This window comes from Streptomyces sp. NPDC111507 (genome assembly GCF_055638955.1).
The window spans coordinates 760,305-777,264 of sequence record NZ_JBVKBU010000001.1 but is presented as its reverse complement, the minus strand read 5'-3'; the positions used below and the strand labels follow the sequence as shown (position 1 = coordinate 777,264).

The following is a 16,960-nucleotide window of genomic DNA, read 5'->3' as shown; positions in this document are numbered from 1 at the left end:
TGCGGGGCGAAGCCCCTGCCTCAGGGGCGCGGGGAACTGCGCGGGTGGCTCCCGCCGGGTCGCAGTCGGTGAATCAACCGAACCCGGCGGACGCCTACGGCGTCCACGTCTCGCTCTCGAGGCTCGCGCGCGTCGCCGCCCCGTACTCCCCGGCCCTGTCGCCCGTGATGCCACGGGCCCACTGGTAGCGGCGTACCGCGTCCTCGACCTGGCCGGAGTACCTGCCGTCGGCCTTGCCGGTGTAGAGGGACAACTGGCGCAGGCGCAGTTGGAGTTCCGTGACCTCGGGGCCCTGGTCGCCGCGGCGCAGGGTCTGGGCGGGCTGATCGCCCGTGGAGCCCTGGCCCGGCGCCAACGAGGCAGCCGCGGTGGGCGTGGGCGTAGCGGACGGTGAGGACGTGGGCGGCTGCGATCGCGTCGCCGACGCCGACGCCGAGGGGGACGGACTGCCGCTGGGCGATGGGGACGGCCCCGTCGCTGTTGTTGCCGTGGTCGTGGGGGATGCGGCGCTTCCGGGGGCCGACCCCGAGCCCGATCGCGGCGACGGGGACGACGACGGCGTCGCCGTCGACGTCGGTGACGGGTCCGGAACGCTCGCCCGTACATCGTCCGGCAGCGCCCGGTCCCGCGCGGGAGCGTCGTACGAGAACAGCCCGCTCGCGAACCCCGCCGCCGCCACGACCGCCACCGCGGCCCCGCTCACGGCCAGCAGGGCCGTACGCCGTCGGCGCCGGGGAGGTTCCTCCGAGAGGGGGAGCGGGGGTGGTTCCGCGGGCTCGTTTTCGAAGTCGACGTGTCGTACGGCGCTCAGGGCCTCCGACGGCACCGTACGCAGGCGCATGGTGGCGGGGGCGGACTCGTTCGCCGTCAGGTCCACGTACGGGCGGATGCGCAGCGGATCGAAGTCCTCCGCCGCTGCCGCCTCCGCGGTGCGCGCGTCGCGCAGGGCGTCGGACGCGCGCCGGGTGCAGGCGCAGGACGGGGTGCCGTCCGGCGTCCGGGGCGCGGCGCACTCGGGGCAGACATGCCCGTTCGGTTCAGTCACGCGTTGGGTCCCTCCCCCTGAGACTCGCCCCCTCGGAACTCCCGAGGTTAGTCACATCCACCACACCTTCTCCCAGGAGCCCCCGGAATCCCGTCTTCCGCACCCGTTACAAGCTTCAACAGGCCATAACCCGCCATACCGACCACCATGGAGGGTGACCGAGACCCCAGGGGCTCATGGGAGGTCCGCATGACGGGCGAGATACCCGGTGATGTGCACGATCCGGACGCTCCGCCGCACGACCCCCCGTACGGTGTGAACGAGTCGGCCGTGCGGAGGCGCTCCGCGGCAGCCGTCGACGCCAAGGAGGCGCCGGTGCACGGCAGCGTCGTCGTCTCGATCGGCGCGCTGCTGCTCGGCATGCTGCTGGCGGCCCTCGACCAGACGATCGTGTCGACCGCGCTGCCCACCATCGTCAGCGACCTGGGCGGGCTCGAACATCTGTCGTGGGTGGTCACCGCGTATCTGCTCGCGTCGACCGCGGCCACTCCGCTGTGGGGCAAACTCGGCGACCAGTATGGCCGGAAGAAGCTGTTCCAGGCCGCGATCGTGATCTTCCTCGTCGGGTCCGCATTGTGCGGAATGGCGCAGAACATGGGCGAGTTGATCGGCTTCCGGGCCCTTCAGGGCCTCGGTGGCGGCGGGCTCATCGTGCTGTCCATGGCGATCGTCGGCGACGTCGTCTCGCCGCGCGAACGGGGCAAGTACCAGGGGCTGTTCGGGGCTGTCTTCGGTGCGACGAGTGTGCTCGGGCCGCTGCTCGGCGGGCTGTTCACCGAGCACCTCAGCTGGCGCTGGGTCTTCTACATCAACCTGCCGGTCGGCGTGGTCGCGCTCATCGTGATCGCGGCGGTCCTGCACATCCCGAGGAAGTCCGCCCGGCACGTCATCGACTACCTCGGCACGTTCCTCATCGCCGCGGTCGCCACCTGTCTCGTTCTCGTGGCCTCGCTCGGCGGCACCACCTGGGGGTGGAGCTCGCCGCAGATCATCGGTCTCGCGGTGCTCGGTGTCCTGCTCGCCGTGGCCTTCGTGGCGGTGGAGCAGCGGGCGGCCGAACCCGTCCTGCCCCTGCGGCTCTTCCGCACCCGCACCTTCTCCCTCTCCGCCGTCATCAGCTTCATCGTCGGTTTCGCGATGTTCGGCGCGATGACCTATCTGCCGACCTTCCTCCAGGTCGTCCGGGGCGTGAGCCCCACCCTGTCCGGCGTGTACATGCTGCCGATGGTGTTCGGGCTGCTGCTGTCCTCGACCGTCTCCGGGCAGATCGTCAGCCGTACTGGACGCTGGAAGGTCTTCCCCGTCGCGGGCACCGGTGTCACGGCGATCGGTCTGCTCCTGCTCCACAAGCTCGACGAGCACAGCAGCACCGGCGAGGTGAGCGTGTACTTCCTCGTCTTCGGCCTGGGCCTCGGCCTGGTCATGCAGGTCCTGGTCCTGATCGTGCAGAACGCGGTCTCGTACGAGGATCTGGGCGTCGCCACCTCCGGCGCCACCTTCTTCCGCTCCATCGGCGCCTCGTTCGGCGTGGCCATCTTCGGCACCGTCTTCGCGAGCCGCCTCGGCGACAACCTGGTGGCCGTGCTGAGCGGAAGGCACCTGCCCGCCGGCATCACGCCGGACAGTCTCAAGGCCGACCCGAAGGGCATCGCCGCCCTGCCGTCCGCGCTCCGCCAGCCCGTCCTGCACGCGTACGCCTCGTCGATCACCGACGTCTTCCTGTACGCCGCCCCGGTCGCCCTGCTCGGCTTCGTCCTGGCCTGGTTCCTGCGCGAGGACAAGCTGCGGGGTTCGGTCACGGCACCCGACATCACCGAGACGCTCGCCACCAATCCGGTGGAGCGGTCGTCGTACGACGAGGTGTGCCGCGCGCTGTCCGTGCTCGGCACCAGGGAGGGGCAGCGGGAGATCTACGTGAAGATCACCGAGCGGGCCGGGTACGACCTGCTGCCCGCCGCGAGCTGGCTGCTGCTGCGGATCAAGAAGTACGGCTGGGCGGAGCCCGCGCTGCTGGCCGAGCGCAGCACCGTACCGCTGCCCGTCGTACTGGCCGCGGCCCGGCAGTTGGAGGAGCGCCGCCTCGCCGCCCGCGAAGGGCTCGACCTCGTCCTCACGGACGAGGGCCGCGAGGTCGCCGGGAAGCTGGCCAAGGCCCGTGAGGAGTCCCTGGCGGAACTGCTCGGCGACTGGTGGGGCCCGGACCGCCCGACCGATCTGACCAAGCTGGTCAAGGAGCTGAACGGCGAGCTGTGCGGGTCCGACGCGGAGCGGCCGCACGACGGCACGGTGCCGCGTACGCATCCGCGCGGGACACCGGCGTGAGTCCGGACACCGGCGCGGGTCCTCCGTCGGACTTCAGGACGTCAGCTTCTTCGTGAACCAGTGGTCGGCGTAGGTCTCGTCGTTGTGCGGCTCGGTCTCCTCGTAGCCGTGCCGCGCGTACAGGGCGCGTGCCTCCACCAGGTCGCCCCGGGTGTCGAGGATCAGCCGCTCGGCGCCGAGGCCGCGCGCCGCCTCCTCGGCCGCCGTGAGCAGCAGCGCCGCACCACCTCTTCCGCGCAACCGCTCGCGCACGAACACGCGCTTCAGCTCACCCGTCGTGGCGTCGAGCATCCGCACCCCGGCCATGCCGCCGGGGTCGCCGCCGTACCGCGCGACCAGCAGCACCCCGCCGGGCGCCCGGAACTCCGACCCCGGGGTCGCCGCGATCTCCCGCTCCAGTTCCTCGGGGTCGGTCGGACGCCCCTCGTGCAGCAGGTACCAGCGGTCGCTGACCTCCGTGTAGTAAGCGCGCCACAGCGCGGCGGCGACGGACGAGTCGAAGGGCTCGGGGGCGATGGTCCAGGTCATGGCGGTCATTGTCGGGAGGCGCGGCCCCCTGTTCGCAAGCGGATTTCGGCGGGGCGTCGGTGAGGGGTTCGTTTGAGTGCGGGGTTCCGGGCAACCCGGTCCTCGAACCGGCCCGTCGGGTCGAGAACCCCGGAAGGCACCCATGTCCACAGGCCTCATCATCGCTTTGATCGTGATCGTGGCGGCCGCCGTCGTCGCTGCCGTGCTGATCCTCTTGGCCCGCAGGCCGCAGGGCGGGCGCACTCTGCGGCGGCGCTTCGGGCCCGAGTACGACCGGGCCGTCGCCCAGCACGACGGCGACGCCAGGGCCGCCGAGCGTGACCTCGCCGAGCGGGTGAAGCGACACGGCTCGCTGCGTGAACGGCCGCTGGAGCCCGCGGCCCGCGACGCGTACGCGGCCCGCTGGGGCGCTGTTCAAGAACGCTTCGTCGACTCGCCCCAGGACGCGGTGGCCGAGGCGGACCGGCTGGTCGCCGAGCTGGCCGGCGCACGCGGCTTCCCCGACGGCGAGCGCTACGAGGAGCAGCTCGACGCGCTCTCCGTCCACCACGGACACCATCTGCACGGCTACCGGCGCGTCCACCAGGCCACGTACGCCCGCACCGCGGGCACCGGCGGCAGCACGGAGGAGCTCCGCTCGTCCATGGTGGAGGCCCGCGGCCTCTTCGAGGAGCTGCTGGCCCCGGTGCGCGAGGACGCCCGCCAGGACACCGCCGACGCCGCCCCTGCCGCGGCATCCGTCCCGGACGGGCGCTCCCACCGAACCCATGTTCCGTCGGTACTGACCAGGCGTCATGCGAAGGGGAGTTGAGGAATTGAATCCTCACCTCCGCGAACGGAGGTGATTCCTGGCTCACGCTGCCCCTCGGACCGGCGGTCCGTCAGGTCTTCCACGATCAACACCAGCCGGGTTGAAACCAGCCCGGGCAGCTCATCTGCTGCAAGGTCACACAACTTCAAGGACACTCTGCGTGCTTGGCTCTCGCGACGCATCGTCTGCGTCTCACGCTAACAGCACGCCGGTCCGCCCTGGAGGCGAACCGGCTTTCCCTGCCATGCTGCACACGTGTCCGATTCCTCCCCGGCCTGAAAGCCGGGACGTCCTCGAAGGGGTCCGGTGAAGAAGATGACTTCGGACAACGGCAATGAGAGCACTCCGCATCGTGAGGCGATGACGGGTCGCGGCGACGTCGACCCCCTCATCCACCGGCACGCCCAGGACGCCCAGGTCGCTCCGCCGGCCGGACCCGGCACCCCCGCCGACCCGGCCGTCGGCGACCCCGGCGAGGCCCCCGGCGGTACGGGGTCCCGCGAGAGCGCGGACCCGTCCCGTTCGACGGCCGACGACATGCGGGGCATGCCCGTCGACGACCGCGACACCCGCGCCGGACGGGACGCCGACATGCGGGCCGGGCAGCAGGAAGCCCAGCGGAAATCCATGCGTGCCGAAGAAGCGGAGTCCGCCCGTGGTGGTGCGCGGGAGGAACGCACTCGTGCCGGGCGGCAGGAATCGGCTGCCGGGCAGAGCGGGCCCACCCCCGCGGAGCGGCGCGGTACCGGTCCGCAGGGGGACGGCGACGGGGCGTTGCTGCCGCACGACGAGTGCGACAAGTACGCGTTGCGGATGCAGCACGCCGTCGGTGGGTTCGTGGACGGCCCGCGGGCGTCCGTCGAGGAGGCGGACCACGTCCTGGAGGAGCTGACCACCGAGTTCACGGACGCCATGACCCGGCGCCGCCGCAGCCTGCGGACGACCTGGCAGGCGGCCGGTGAGAGCGACACGGCCGACACCGAGAAGCTGCGGCTCGCCCTGCGCGACTACCGCGAGGTGACCGAGCGACTCCTGCACCTGTAGGAGACCGAGCGCCTCCTGCACCGGTCAGGAGGCCGAACCGTCGAGTACCACCGTGAGGCCGCGCCCCGGACCATGTTCCGGGGCGCGGCCTCACCCGTTGACGGGGTCATCCGGCCCGGCGCTCGCGCCACTCCCGGACGATCTCGTCCACGTCGTACGGCTTGAGGCCGAGGGGAGGTCCCGGCGGCGGCTTGAACATGACCTCGCGGATCTTGGCGTTGATGTCCTCGACGATCCGGCGCACGACGCGCTCCGAGGGCGCCACCGAGGCCGCCGCGAGCGCGTCCTCGGCCTCCTTGCGCAGGGCCAGCGTCGGCGGCAGCACCGACAGCCCCTCGCGGGCCATCTTCCGCTTGATCCACCACAGTTCGTCGTACGGAGTGTCGGTCACGGCGGGCATGGGCTTGCCCGCACCGGGCAGGTCCGCGAACTCACCGCGGGCCTCCGCCTCACGGATCTGTCGGTCGACCCAGGTCTCGAAGCTGACCCCGGGTGGCTTCCGTTCGGTCATGCGTCCATTGTGCCGTACGACACACGATCGGACGATCGGGAGATCTATCATGCGGCGGCGGCGCGTCAACCACACTCGGTACCAGGAGGGTTGAAGCGCCGCGGACCGGATGAACGCTGGAACTCGAAGGAGCGCACGTGCTCGAACTCACCATGGCCTCGGTCACCGGGGCGGACGCTGGTGCGACGGCCGGAATGCTGATGGCCGACGCGCCGAGCGACCCCGGAGCCGTGCTGCGGGTGGGCCGGGACCGGGCCGTGTGCCGGCTCGCGACCCCCGACGACTGGCTGTTCGTCTCCCGCGTCCACCTGGAGTTCCTGTGCGGCCCGGACGGTACCTGGCAGGTCACCTGGCTGCACGGGTCACGCCCGGAGCCCTCCGCCGAGGTACGGCTGACACTGGCCGGACTGCCGACCCAGGCCGTCTCGTACGGTGGGACGGCGAAGCTCCCCGCGGGCGGTTCGGGGGAGATCGTCATCCTCGACCGCACAGGACCGAACAGCGTGAACGTGGGTTTCTATCACGAGGCCTGAGCTCCCCGGAGCGCGAGCCTGAGCGCCCCGGAGGGTGAAGCGGGTGTCAGGCCAGCACGCGCGCCAGCGCGAACCCGTCGTACCCCTTGCTGCCCACCGTCTGGATCGCCGTACCGCTCAACTTCGGGTGGGCGGCGATCAGTTCGAGGGCGGCCCGGGTGCCCCGCACGCTCGGTTCGGCGCTGCCCGCCTTGGTGACCCGCCCGCCGCGCACGACGTTGTCGACGACGATCAGGCTGCCGGGGCGGGTGAGCTTGAGGGCCCACTCGACGTAGTGCGGGTTGTTCACCTTGTCGGCGTCGATGAACACGAAGTCGAATGGCTCCGGATTCTCCTCGGCCAGCTTCGGCAGCGACTCCAGCGCGGGTCCGACCCGCACCTCGGCGATCTTGTCGAGGCCCGCGCGGGCGAGGTTGCGGCGGGCGACCTCGGCGTGCGTGGCGTCGTACTCGAAGGTGATCAGCCGGCCGTCGGCCGGGAGCGCGCGGCCCAGCCAGATGGTGCTGTAGCCGCCGAGGGTGCCGATCTCCAGGATGCGGCGGGCGCCCTGGATCTCGGCGAGCAGCTGGAGCAGCTTGCCCTGGTTCGGCGCGACGGCGATCTGCGGCAGCCCCGCGGCGTCGCTGTCGCGCAGGGCCGCCGTCAGGGCCTCGTCGGCGGGGGCGAGGAGGGTGGCGAAGTAGTCGTCGACTTCGTTCCAGAGCTGCGACTCGCTCATGAACCATGCCTTTCGTATGCCTAGTTAGATGTCCTAACTAGTCCCACGCCCAACCTACACGGCGGGTGCGGAGCCCGGCAGCGGGCGACCCGCGGACTCGGTCATGAACCACACGGCCACGCCACCGACGACGGCCGCGGCCATCATGTAGTAGGCGGGCATCATCATGTTCCCGGTCGCCCCGATGAGCGCCGTGGTCACCAGCGGGGTCGTACCGCCGAAGAGCGAGACGGAGACGTTGAAGCCGATGGACAGCGAGCCGTAGCGGACCTTCGTCGGGAAGAGCGCCGGGAGTGCGGCGGGCATCGCGGAGGTGAAGCAGACCAGCAGCAGGCCCAGTGCGCCCATGCCGAGCGCGACCGCGAGCAGACTGCCCTGGCGGATCAGCAGGAGTGCCGGGACGGACAGGGCGAGGAAGCCGACGCAGCCCGCGGCGATCACCGGGCGGCGGCCGATCCGGTCGGTCAGCGCGCCCGCGAAGGGCTGGACGATCATCATCAGCGCCATCACGCCGAGGACGACCAGCAGGCCGTGCGTCTCGTCGTACTTCAGCTCGCTCGTCAGGTAGCTCGGCATGTACGACAGCAGCATGTAGTCGGTGACGTTGAAGACCAGCACCAGGCCGACGCAGAGCAGTAGCGCGCGCCACTGGCCCGCGACCATCTCGCGCAGCCGCACCTTGGGGCGGTCCGCCTCCTTCTTCGAGGCCTTCGCCAGCTCCGCCGCGAACGCCGGGGTCTCCTCCAGGCGCATCCGCAGATACAGGCCGATGATCCCCATCGGGCCCGCGATCAGGAACGGCACACGCCAGCCCCAGGACAGCAGGTCCTCGGTGGACAGGAAGGCGGTCATGAGGGTGACCAGGCCGGCGCCGCCGATGTATCCGGCGAGGGTGCCGAACTCCAGCCAGCTCCCGAAGAAGCCACGCTTCTTGTCGGGCGCGTACTCGGCGATGAAGGTGGAGGCGCCCGCGTACTCGCCGCCGGTGGAGAAGCCCTGGACGAGCCGGGCCGCGAGCAGCAGCAGGGGAGCGCCGACGCCGATCGTGGCGTACGACGGGATCAGGCCGATCGCGAAGGTGCCCGCCGCCATCATGATCATGGTGAGGGCGAGGACCTTCTGGCGGCCGACGCGGTCGCCGAGCGGGCCGAAGACCATGCCGCCGAGCGGGCGGACCAGGAAGGCCGCGGCGAAGGCGCCGAAGGTGGACAGCAACTGCGCGGTGGGGTTGCCGGAGGGGAAGAAGACCTTGCCCAGCGTCACCGCGATGTAGCTGTAGACGCCGAAGTCGAACCACTCCATCGCGTTGCCGAGGGCCGCTGCCTTGACGGCCCGCCTGACCAGGGCCGGATCGGTGACGTAGGCCTCGGGCGGCGCGGGGGTCCGGGGTCGGGGCACGGCGGGGGCGACTGCTGTGGCGGACGGCAAGGGCATGCCCTTCGTAGGGGACGGGGACGTGGCTCACCCGGAAGTGGGCCGAAAAACGACCATAGGGGCACTCCTCCGCATCACGTGCCGTAGGCAACTCGATGCATACTGCAAGTAAATGTGCCGTACGCAGGGGTGTCGGCCTGGTCGCGCGCCGTTTTTCCGGGGCCCCTTTGTGAGCTAAGTCGCGAACGGAGGGGGGAACCGGAACCAGGTGCGCACTATCGTCATCCGGACAAAAGGTGGGAGGCCGTCAGGTGAAGAGGGGGTTGCCTGCGTCTCTCCATCGGGGCGTGCGAGCCTCGTATGGTCCGGGCCGGGTCCGGACGCACGGGGCACGCGGGACGAACGGGACAAACGGGGTGGGAGGGTCGGCGGGGCGTGGCGAACGTTGAGCACGGCGGGACAGCGGGCAATGCCTTCGGGGCGGGGGCGGCGGAATCGGCGAGAGCGAGACTGCGCGCGATCCGGATAGGGCTGTGGCTGATCGCCGCGGTCCTGGCGATACGGCAGGTCACCGTCGTGCTGAGCACCCCGAAAGGGCAACGGCTGACGGACCTGGAGACCTGGGTCGGACCCAACGGCGTCCTGCATGTGAAGGGATCGCTGTACGACTCGACGCAGTTCACCGGCACCCCCTTCGGAGGACTCGTCCTCAAACCCCTCACCCGCGCCGCCGAACAGGCGCTCGGCTGGGGCTGGACCTTCGGCAGTCTCTCGCTGGTCGTCGTGCTCGGCCTGGTCGTCGCACGCGCCCTGCCCCAGCCGGTGAGCCGGCGCACCGCCCTGCTCGCCGCGCCCGTCGCGATCAGCCTGCTGATGCTGTCGCTGCCGGTGCGCAACGCCCTCTACCTCGGCCAGACCAGCATCATCCCGGTGCTGCTCGTCCTGCTGGGCTGCTTCGCCGTCCGGGGCGAGCGCGCCGGCGGCCTGCTGATCGGCATCGCCGCCGCCCTCCAGCCCACCATGCTGCTCTTCGCGCCGCTGCTCTGGTTCACCGGCCGCCGCCGCGCCGTCGAGTCCACCGCGATCACCTTCGCCGGCCTCGGCGCGCTCGCCTGGGCCTGGATGCCGCACGACTCCACCACCTACTGGGTGCACCACCTGGCGGGCGTCGGCCTCGGCGGGGACGCCGACGCCCTCTCCAACCAGTCGCTGCACGGCGCGCTGCTGCGGCTCGGCCTCAACGGCCCGCTGGAGATCACCCTGTTCCTGCTGCTGGGCGCCGCGGTCGCCGCCCTCGGCCTGCGCCGCGCCATCCGCTACGCACGGGACGGGCAGCTGCTGCTGGCCGTGGCGGTCACCGGCTGTGTCGCCGTCGTCGTCTCGCCCACGTCCTGGCAGCACCAGCTGCTGTGGGTGCTGCTCGCGCTGGTCGGCAGGGTCGGCAAGAAGACCTCGGACCGCGCCATGTGGCCCGTCGCCGTCATCCTTGTCATGACGCTGCCCGCGAAGATGATGCTGCCGAACGTGGCGGAGCTCTTCCCGCTGCGCGACAACGTGGTGCTGCTCGCCGCGCTCGCCGCCGCCACGATCGTGCCGTTCCTCTCCCGCACCTCGGAGTACTACCGGGCGCCGATCCCCACCGACTACGCCCACTCCGTCCCCACGCGCTGGAAGCGGGTGCCGCTGCTCCCCTTCCTGGGCCGCGTGTTCACCCGCCCGAACCTGCTGCTCGAACTGCTCCTGATCCGCGTCGGCTACTCCGCCTACCAGCAGGTCAGGCTCGCCGCGACGGGCGGCACCAACGCGGGCGGCCGGACCACCGCCGAACACCACGGCGACCAGGTCCTCTCCATCGAGCGGTTCCTGCACATCGACATCGAGCACTGGGTCAACCACGCCGTGTTCAAGGTCGAGTGGCTGCGGGACTTCTTCGACTTCTATTACGAGTCGTTCCACTTCGTCGTCCCGCTCACCGTCCTCGGCGTGCTCTACGCCCGCCGCCCCGGCGACTACCGCTGGGCGCGCTCGGCGCTCGGCTTCGCCACCCTGATAGCGCTCCTCGGCTTCTGGCTCTTCCCGCTCGCCCCGCCGCGCCTGATGCCGGGCCTCGGCGTCATCGACACCGTGCACGGCGTGCAGGACTTCTCCAAGCCGGACTACGGCACGCTGACCGCGCTGACCAACCAGTACGCGGCGATGCCCTCGCTGCACTTCGGCTGGTCCCTGTGGTGCGGAGTCGTCATCGTGGTCCTGGCGCCCAAGTGGTGGATGAAGGCGCTCGGCCTGCTGCACCCGCTGTTCACGGTCTCCGCGATCGTGGCGACCGGCAACCACTGGGTGCTGGACGCGGTGGGCGGCGCGGCCGTCGTCGGCGCGGGCTTCGGCCTGACCCACCTCCTCCAGGGGCCGCGGCCGAGGCCGCTGATGAAGCCCGTGGAGGTCAGCATGAAGGATCCGGTCCCGGTGACGGGCCGTAGCCCGAGCTGATCCGGTACTCACCCGGCTCGGTCACCGTCAGCCGCGTGAACTCGCCGTCCCGGGTCAGGCAGCCGCCCGGCGCGCGCAGCCACGGCGAGTACGCGATCCGCACGGTCACCGGGCCGGGCACCGGCACCCGTACGTCCACCTCGGCGCTCGTCGTGCGCAGCACGGAGCCGGGCGCCGACACCAGCGGCACGGCGTCGCGCACCCGCAGCACCTGCCAGTTGGCGTCGCTCCACACCGGCTCCAGCCACGCGGGCCGGCTCCTCACCAGCCGCGCCTCCGCCTCGGCGAACCCGTCCGGCTTCCCCGCCGGCAGCACGACGAATCCCACCGCCCAGCGGTCCAGCCAGGCCCGATAGGTCGCCTCCGAGAACGTGCCGTCGTAGAAGAGCCGGCCCCGCTCCATGTCCAGCTGGCGGTTCCAGCCGCGCGCCAGGTTCACATGCGGGGCGAGCGTGGAGGCCTCGCGGTGGTTGCGGGCCGGGACCACCTCGACACGGCCGCGGCCGGCGCCGAGCCGCTCCAGCGTCCGTACGACGCCGTGCGTGTCGGCGGCCCAGGCGGGCACCGACGTGGACACCACCAGGTCGGCCACGGTCTTGTGCCCGACCCAGGCGACGGAGAGCACGAGTGTCACCGCCAGCGCGACGCGCCGCACCAGGTGCACCCCCGCGGGCGCGGTGAGCAGCGCCGCAAGGAGCGCGGCGGGCGCGAACAGCTCCGCGAACCGCTCGACGTTCGTCCCCACCGGGGAGTCGATCAGATACGTCAGCACGGTCCCGACCGCGTACACGACCCCGCACCAGCGGGCCACCCGCCAGCCGCGCGGGGCCAGCGTGGCGACGGTCAGCCCGAACAGCACGGGCGGCCAGATCCGGTCCAAGGACATCAACTGCTGTCCGTTGAAGGGGAACAGCAGCGTGGTCGCCCCGACGACGACCACCGGCGGCACCAGCAGCGCCCCGGCCCGCACCCGGTCCCGTACGGCGAGATGTCCGGCGCCCACCACCAGCAGGAACAGTCCGGCGACCGGGCTCGCCATGGTCGCCAGTGCCGCGTACGCCGCCGCCGGCAGCGTCCGCCGCTCGCCCGTCAGCAGCACACAGGCGGCGAGACCGAGGGCGACGCCCAGCGCGAAGGTGGTGCGCCCCGAGGCGACGTTGCACCACAGCGCGAGCGACGCCAGCAGCGCCGGGCCCACCGGCCGCCGTATCCCCGTGCGGGCGATCAGCACGGCGGCCAGCCAGGTGGCGGCGAGCCCGGAGACCACCGTCACCGGGCGCACGCCCAGCGCCGCCATCAGATACGGCGAGAGCAGGCTGTAGTTGGCGGTGTGCATCCCGCCGTACCAGAAGAGGTTGTACGCCGATCCGCCGTGCCGCGCCACGAACTCCGCCCACGCCACCTGAGCCGCGAGATCACCACCGCCGGTCGCGAGGAAGGCCCACCACACCGCGTACAGCGGCAGCACGGGGAGGGTGACGAGGAGGGGGAGACGGTGGCGGAGCCAGAGCGTGTGATGCGGGCGTCTTCGGCGTACGGCCGCGTGGTCGGGCCGGACGGGTATCAGTTCGGCAGAGACCACGGTGCACCGGTTCCGTTCGAGGCGTCGGTTGTCTTCGGAGGTGGGGGGATGGCTAGCCACCGTTGAAGACGTGAAACGGAACGGAGACGTTCATCGGAGATTCGTCTCGGGGGAGGCAGGGGCGGGGCGTAGGGGGGATGCCCCTGCCTCCCGCGGGACGGGCCGACGGACACCGGGAGTCCGTCGGCCCGAGCGTGCGGTGCGGTCAGCCGGCGTCGACCTGGAGTTCCTTGACGCCGTTGATCCAGGCGGAGCGCAGTCGGCGCGGGTCGCCGACCAGGCTGAGATTCGGCATCGCGTCGGCGATCGCGTTGAAGATGAGGTCGATCTCGAGGACGGCCAGGGACTTGCCGAGGCAGTAGTGGGGGCCTCCGCCGCCGAAGCCGAGGTGGGGGTTGGGGTCGCGGGTGATGTCGAAGGTGTCCGGGTTCCCGAAGACCTCGGGGTCGTGGTTGGCGGAGGCGTAGAAGATGCCGACGCGGTCGCCCTTCTTGATCTGCTTGCCGCCGAGTTCGGTGTCCTGGGTGGCGGTGCGCTGGAAGGAGACGACCGGGGTCGCCCACCGCACGATCTCCTCGGCCGTGGTCGCCGGGCGGGTGCTCTTGTACAGCTCCCACTGCTCGGGGTGGGTGAGGAAGGCGTGCATGCCGTGGGTGATGGCGTTACGTGTGGTCTCGTTGCCGGCGACCGACAGCATCAGCACGAAGAAGCCGAACTCGTCGGAACCGAGGTTGCCCTCGTCCTCGGCCGCCACCAGGGTGCTGACGATGTCCTTGGCCGGGCACTGCTTGCGTTCGGCGGCCATGTTCATGGCGTACGAGATGAGCTCGGCGGCCGACTCGGCGCCGACCTCCTCCGTGATGGCGTACTCCGGGTCGTCGTACGCGATCATCTTGTTGGACCACTCGAAGATCTTGATGCGGTCGTCCTGGGGGACGCCGATCAGCTCGGCTATCGCCTGGAGGGGCAGTTCGCAGGCGACCTCGGTGACGAAGTCGAAGGGTCCCGAGTGGGCACGGGCGCCCTCGACGATCGCGAGGGCACGGGAGCGGAGCCGTTCCTCCAGCGCCCGGATGGCCCTTGGCGTGAAACCGCGTTGCACGATCTGGCGGACGCGGGTGTGCTCGGGTGGGTCCATGTTGAGCAGGATCAGCCGCTGGGCGTCGATCGCGTCGCGCTGCATGTGCTCGTGGAAGCGGATGATCGCGGTGTTGAGGTAGGAGGAGTAGATCTCCGGGTGCGTGGAGACGTACTTGACGTCCGCGTGCCGGGTCACCGCCCAGTAGCCCTCGTCCTGGAAACCGGCCAGACCGGCCGGCTGGGGGATCCAGCGGACGGGTTCGGCCCGGCGCAGTTCGGCGAACTCCGGCAGGGGCACACGGTGGTGCAGCAGATCGGGGTCGGTGAAGTCGAACCCGTCGGGCAGCGCGGGACAGGGCATCGGCGACCACCCACCATTCTGACGGTCCATCAGGAATCCGGAATTGCCGTGAAGGTAGTAACGGGTTCTACAAGTCGCAAGAGGTACGGCGCCCCGAATTCCGTGGGGAGTTCGTGCAGATCACGACTTCGGGCGCTGCACGACCCTTGCGGCACGGGGGCTCCGATCCGCAGACTGCACACAGAACTGGTACGCGTTCTAGTTCTGCGCGGTGGGTGGGCCGGGACGCCCCGCGCTGCGCGGGTCAGCAGGGCCTGGCCGCCGGACAGGCCTGAGGAGAGGACGAGCCCCCATGGCCGCGGAACCCGTGATCGTCGAAGCCGTACGCACCCCCATCGGTAAGCGAGGTGGCGCGCTCGCCAACCTCCACCCCGCCTATCTCCTGGGCGAGACCTACCGTGAACTCCTCGGCCGCACCGGCATCCACGCCGACTGCGTCGAGCAGATCGTCGGCGGCACGGTGACGCACGCCGGCGAGCAGTCCATGAACCCCGCGCGTACGGCCTGGCTCGCCATGGGCCTGCCGTACGAGACGGCGGCGACGACCGTCGACTGCCAGTGCGGCTCCTCGCAGCAGGCCTCTCACATGGTGGCCAACATGGTCGCGGCGGGCGTCATCGACGTCGGCATCTCGTGCGGCGTCGAGGCGATGTCGAGGGTGCCGCTGGGCTCCGGCTCCAAGCACGGCCCCGGGAAGCCGTTCCCGGACGAATGGAACGTGGACCTGCCCAATCAGTTCGAGGCCGCGGAGCGCATCGCGCGCCATCGTGGCCTGACGCGCGAGAACGTCGACTCGCTCGGGCTCGTCTCCCAGGAGCGCGCCGCGAACGCCTGGGCGGAGGAACGCTTCAAGCGCGAGACCTTCGCTGTCCAGGTGCCGACCACCGAGGACGAACAACGGGCCGGACAGGGCATGTGGCGCCTCGTCGACCGCGACGAGGGGCTCCGCGACACGTCCATGGAGGCGCTGGCGGGCCTCAAGCCGGTGATGCCGACCGCCGTCCACACGGCGGGCAACTCCTCGCAGATCTCGGACGGTGCGGCGGCGATCCTCTGGGCGTCCAAGCGGATGGCTCGGGCGCTGAAGCTGCGCCCGAGGGCACGGATCGTGGCCCAGGCGCTGGTGGGTTCGGATCCGCACTTCCATCTGGACGGGCCGATCGACGCGACGCGCGCGGTGCTGGGCAAGGCGGGGATGTCTTTGAAGGACATCGACCTCGTGGAGATCAACGAGGCGTTCGCTTCCGTGGTGTTGAGCTGGGCGCAGGTCTTCGAACAGGATTTGGAGAAGGTCAACGTGAACGGCGGCGCGATCGCGCTCGGGCACCCGGTCGGAGCGACGGGTGCCCGGCTGATCACCACCGCCCTGCACGAACTGGAGCGACGGGACAAGGAGTTCGCGCTGATCACCATGTGCGCGGGCGGTGGACTGGCCACCGGGACGATCATCCAGCGGTTGTAGCCCACGAGACGAAGGTGGCGAAGGCGGCGGGGGCGATCGTGAGGATCGGTCCGGTGGGGTTTTTTGAGTCTCGTACGGCGATGGTGTCGGCCAGGGTTTCGGCGATCTCTATGCAGTCGCCGCCCTGGTCGCCGCTGTACGTGGACTTGCGCCAGGCCAGAGGGCCGAGGGGTGCGCACTCGACGCACGAGCCACCCTGGTCGCCGCTGTAACTGGACTTACGCCACTGGACCCTGGTCGGAACCGCGTTGCTCCCCATGGCGTTCCTCCATCACTCGCCGGATCAGCTCCGCCGATTCCTTGAGGGACAGCGCGGCGGCCTGAAGGTGATCGTAACGGAGCGAGCAGTCTTTGACGGTGTCCGGGTTGGCGGTCGGATGCCCGCTTCCATAGCCCTCCGTGTAGACGATGGCCGGGTCGCTTGCGAAGCGGAAGAGGTCGAACGAGCCTTGCAGCCCCGCATGCGCTCCGGCCGCGAACGGCAAGACCTGGATGTTGATTTGGGGCTTGCCCTCGAACGACAACAGGTGAGTCAGTTGCCCTCGCATGGTCTCCGCGTCGCCGATCTCCTGGTGCAGCGCGGCTTCGCTGATGATCGCCCAAAAAACCAGCGGTTCACCTTTCTCGAAGATGCGCTGACGCGCCAACCTCACAGCGGAACGGTCCTCAAGATCGGTCTGGTCCAGTGCGCCGAGCACGGCACGCGCGTACGCCTCGGTCTGCAGGAGACCGTGCACCAGGTGCGTATGAAAGGTGCAGATCTCGACCGCCCGCGCCTCCAACTCCGCCACCTGTTGGAACCAGGCCGGAAGTTGACTGCGCATCACCAGTGCGACCAGCCGGGAAAGCAACCCACCCGTTCCCAGCGCCGCGTCCACCCGCTCGCTGAACTCCGGCGTCGGCAGCTTCCTCGCCGTCTCGATCTGGCCGACCAGGGAACCGGTGTAGTTGACGATGTCGCCGAGCTGCCGCTGTGTCAGGCCTGCGGATTCACGATGGCGTCGCAACTCGAACCCGTAGTAGTCGAGCGGGGACGCGCCCGGGTCGAGGATGTTGATATGGGTCACGTACGGCCCCTCTCGCGCGCAACTCGGTCCACTCC

Annotated in this window: 15 protein-coding genes; 6 read left to right on the top strand and 9 right to left on the bottom strand. The window is 70.6% G+C overall.

Annotation, left to right across the window (positions count from 1 at the left end; genetic code table 11):
- Positions 1–94: 94 nt before the first annotated feature.
- Positions 95–1,045, bottom strand: a complete 951-nt coding sequence (locus ACZ7M2_RS03485) for a peptidoglycan-binding domain-containing protein (protein ID WP_471593947.1) — start codon at positions 1,043–1,045, stop codon at positions 95–97.
- A gap of 360 nt (positions 1,046–1,405) precedes the next feature.
- Between ACZ7M2_RS03485 and ACZ7M2_RS03480 the strand changes: the two genes are divergently transcribed.
- Positions 1,406–3,367 (top strand): DHA2 family efflux MFS transporter permease subunit, encoded by a 1,962-nt coding sequence (locus tag ACZ7M2_RS03480; RefSeq protein ID WP_471594510.1) that lies wholly within the window; start codon positions 1,406–1,408, stop codon positions 3,365–3,367.
- A gap of 33 nt (positions 3,368–3,400) precedes the next feature.
- Here ACZ7M2_RS03480 and ACZ7M2_RS03475 read toward each other — a convergent pair whose 3' ends face one another.
- A complete protein-coding gene (locus ACZ7M2_RS03475; protein WP_471593946.1) occupies positions 3,401–3,895 on the bottom strand; it encodes a GNAT family N-acetyltransferase in 495 nt (164 codons plus the stop codon).
- Positions 3,896–4,037: 142 nt separating this feature from the next.
- On the opposite strand from ACZ7M2_RS03475, the gene ACZ7M2_RS03470 reads away from it, so the two are divergent.
- On the top strand, positions 4,038–4,706 hold the full coding sequence (locus ACZ7M2_RS03470; protein WP_471593945.1) for a hypothetical protein: 669 nt from the start codon (positions 4,038–4,040) through the stop codon (positions 4,704–4,706).
- Positions 4,707–5,012: 306 nt separating this feature from the next.
- Positions 5,013–5,750 (top strand): hypothetical protein, encoded by a 738-nt coding sequence (locus ACZ7M2_RS03465; protein ID WP_471593944.1) that lies wholly within the window; start codon positions 5,013–5,015, stop codon positions 5,748–5,750.
- A 106-nt stretch (positions 5,751–5,856) separates the two neighbouring features.
- Here ACZ7M2_RS03465 and ACZ7M2_RS03460 read toward each other — a convergent pair whose 3' ends face one another.
- Positions 5,857–6,261: a DnaJ family domain-containing protein gene (locus ACZ7M2_RS03460; RefSeq protein ID WP_095854930.1), complete on the bottom strand. Its 405-nt coding sequence runs from the start codon at positions 6,259–6,261 to the stop codon at positions 5,857–5,859.
- A 137-nt stretch (positions 6,262–6,398) separates the two neighbouring features.
- Here ACZ7M2_RS03460 and ACZ7M2_RS03455 point away from each other — a divergent pair, with 137 nt between their 5' ends.
- Positions 6,399–6,794, top strand: a complete 396-nt coding sequence (locus ACZ7M2_RS03455; RefSeq protein WP_471593943.1) for a hypothetical protein — start codon at positions 6,399–6,401, stop codon at positions 6,792–6,794.
- A gap of 46 nt (positions 6,795–6,840) precedes the next feature.
- Here the strand turns inward: ACZ7M2_RS03455 and ACZ7M2_RS03450 are convergent, their stop codons facing one another.
- Complete coding sequence (locus tag ACZ7M2_RS03450; RefSeq protein WP_471593942.1) at positions 6,841–7,512, bottom strand: O-methyltransferase; 672 nt, start codon at positions 7,510–7,512, stop codon at positions 6,841–6,843.
- Between the two features lie 54 nt (positions 7,513–7,566).
- Positions 7,567–8,946 carry a glycine betaine/L-proline transporter ProP gene (proP, locus tag ACZ7M2_RS03445; RefSeq protein ID WP_471593941.1) on the bottom strand — a complete coding sequence of 460 codons (1,380 nt, stop codon included), beginning with the start codon at positions 8,944–8,946 and terminating at the stop codon, positions 7,567–7,569.
- A gap of 375 nt (positions 8,947–9,321) precedes the next feature.
- Here proP and ACZ7M2_RS03440 point away from each other — a divergent pair, with 375 nt between their 5' ends.
- A complete protein-coding gene (locus ACZ7M2_RS03440; RefSeq protein ID WP_471593940.1) occupies positions 9,322–11,373 on the top strand; it encodes a bifunctional glycosyltransferase 87/phosphatase PAP2 family protein in 2,052 nt (683 codons plus the stop codon).
- Here ACZ7M2_RS03440 and ACZ7M2_RS03435 read toward each other — a convergent pair.
- A complete protein-coding gene (locus ACZ7M2_RS03435; RefSeq protein WP_471593939.1) occupies positions 11,327–12,955 on the bottom strand; it encodes a hypothetical protein in 1,629 nt (542 codons plus the stop codon). The genes ACZ7M2_RS03440 and ACZ7M2_RS03435 overlap by 47 nt on opposite strands.
- 205 nt (positions 12,956–13,160) lie before the next feature.
- The gene (locus ACZ7M2_RS03430; RefSeq protein WP_471594509.1) at positions 13,161–14,396 is read right to left on the bottom strand and encodes a cytochrome P450; all 1,236 of its coding nucleotides are present in this window, start codon (positions 14,394–14,396) and stop codon (positions 13,161–13,163) included.
- Between the two features lie 292 nt (positions 14,397–14,688).
- Here ACZ7M2_RS03430 and ACZ7M2_RS03425 point away from each other — a divergent pair, with 292 nt between their 5' ends.
- Positions 14,689–15,858, top strand: coding sequence for a steroid 3-ketoacyl-CoA thiolase (locus ACZ7M2_RS03425; RefSeq protein WP_060895837.1), 1,170 nt, complete (start codon positions 14,689–14,691; stop codon positions 15,856–15,858).
- Here ACZ7M2_RS03425 and ACZ7M2_RS03420 read toward each other — a convergent pair.
- Positions 15,842–16,117, bottom strand: coding sequence for a DUF397 domain-containing protein (locus tag ACZ7M2_RS03420; RefSeq protein WP_471593938.1), 276 nt, complete (start codon positions 16,115–16,117; stop codon positions 15,842–15,844). The genes ACZ7M2_RS03425 and ACZ7M2_RS03420 overlap by 17 nt on opposite strands.
- Positions 16,077–16,925, bottom strand: coding sequence for a helix-turn-helix domain-containing protein (locus ACZ7M2_RS03415; protein WP_471593937.1), 849 nt, complete (start codon positions 16,923–16,925; stop codon positions 16,077–16,079). The genes ACZ7M2_RS03420 and ACZ7M2_RS03415 overlap by 41 nt, the downstream gene beginning before the upstream one ends.
- Between the last annotated feature and the right edge of the window lie 35 nt (positions 16,926–16,960).

Excerpts from the sequence above, each read along its gene's own strand:
- ACZ7M2_RS03480 (WP_471594510.1), top strand. The coding sequence starts at position 1,406 with ATGCTGCTGGCGGCCCTCGACCAGACGATCGTGTCGACCGCGCTGCCC.
- ACZ7M2_RS03475 (WP_471593946.1), bottom strand. The coding sequence starts at position 3,895 with ATGACCTGGACCATCGCCCCCGAGCCCTTCGACTCGTCCGTCGCCGCC.
- ACZ7M2_RS03470 (WP_471593945.1), top strand. The coding sequence starts at position 4,038 with ATGTCCACAGGCCTCATCATCGCTTTGATCGTGATCGTGGCGGCCGCC.
- ACZ7M2_RS03460 (WP_095854930.1), bottom strand. The coding sequence starts at position 6,261 with ATGACCGAACGGAAGCCACCCGGGGTCAGCTTCGAGACCTGGGTCGAC.
- ACZ7M2_RS03450 (WP_471593942.1), bottom strand. The coding sequence starts at position 7,512 with ATGAGCGAGTCGCAGCTCTGGAACGAAGTCGACGACTACTTCGCCACC.
- proP (WP_471593941.1), bottom strand. The coding sequence starts at position 8,946 with ATGCCCTTGCCGTCCGCCACAGCAGTCGCCCCCGCCGTGCCCCGACCC.
- ACZ7M2_RS03430 (WP_471594509.1), bottom strand. The coding sequence starts at position 14,396 with ATGCCCTGTCCCGCGCTGCCCGACGGGTTCGACTTCACCGACCCCGAT.
- ACZ7M2_RS03425 (WP_060895837.1), top strand. The coding sequence starts at position 14,689 with ATGGCCGCGGAACCCGTGATCGTCGAAGCCGTACGCACCCCCATCGGT.
- ACZ7M2_RS03420 (WP_471593938.1), bottom strand. The coding sequence starts at position 16,117 with ATGGGGAGCAACGCGGTTCCGACCAGGGTCCAGTGGCGTAAGTCCAGT.